Source organism: Ochrobactrum sp. EDr1-4 (genome assembly GCF_049199085.1).
GTDB lineage: Bacteria > Pseudomonadota > Alphaproteobacteria > Rhizobiales > Rhizobiaceae > Brucella.
Genome location: NZ_JBLZOF010000033.1, coordinates 1 through 946 on the forward strand (window position 1 = coordinate 1; position 946 = coordinate 946).

The window sequence follows — 946 nt, forward strand, 5'->3', positions numbered from 1 at the left end:
AAGGCTGCAACCAGCTTCTCCAGCCGCGCAATCCGATCATCTTTACGAAGACCGAGCGCTGTTGCTGCGATCAGAAGCGCCTTCAACTCAGCAATATCGTCAGGCAGATCGGCAGCGTCCAGCATGCGCCAAACTTACCAAATCTGGCCTTGATTTGTCTGATGAATATGGCGGCAGAGTCACCGTGTCGCAGCATTTAAACAGTCATAGGCGCTCGTGCTTCCACTGCACGGACACGTCGCCAGTCGAGCCCTGCAAACAACGCCTCAAACTGCGCATGGTTCAACGACATCAGCCCATCCCGGACATCCGGCCAGCTGAAGGTATGCGTTTCCAACCGTTTATAGGCCAGAACCATACCCGTGCCATCCCAGTAGATCAGCTTGAGCCGATCAGCCTTGCGCGAGCGAAAGACAAATACAGTTCCCGTAAATGGATCCTTGCGCAGTTCGTTCTTCACCAACGCAGCAAGCCCGTCATGGCCTTTGCGGAAATCGACAGGTTTGGTGGCCACCATGATCCGCACTCGGTTGGAAGGGAAGATCATTTGAGATCCGCAAGCGCGCTTGCAACAGCTGCAATCCGGGAAGCCGACGCACCTTCTTCCAGCCGGATGATAACGGTCCCGCTGAATATCTCAACGCGCGAAACTGGTGTTGTCATCTGTTCAATTGCAGACTCCGTTACTATGATCGCCGCAAATTCCGTATCATCTTCGGGCGGAGGCAGCACAAGCTTGCCCTGGCGTGCCAGCGTGCGCCATGAAGACAAATAATTGGCACGCACGCCATAACGATCGGCAACTTCCTGCACCGTCACACCAGGGCGCAAGCTTTCCGAAACAATCCGGGCTTTTAAATCAGCTGGCCACTGACGATGGCTGTCACGCTTACTCTGATCGCTTGAGAGAAACTCCATTCGAGGCTCCATGGAGAAACTCCGTTCT

At 54.5% G+C, this 946-nt stretch carries 2 protein-coding genes; both read right to left on the reverse strand.

What is annotated here, in order from left to right:
• Positions 1-196: 196 nt before the first annotated feature.
• Positions 197-547: an IS66 family insertion sequence element accessory protein TnpB gene (gene tnpB, locus ACOZHT_RS24400; RefSeq protein ID WP_079211003.1), complete on the reverse strand. Its 351-nt coding sequence runs from the start codon at positions 545-547 to the stop codon at positions 197-199.
• The coding region (locus ACOZHT_RS24405) for a transposase (protein ID WP_421567119.1) at positions 544-946 on the reverse strand (403 nt) is incomplete at its 5' end. The genes ACOZHT_RS24405 and tnpB, both read right to left, overlap by 4 nt.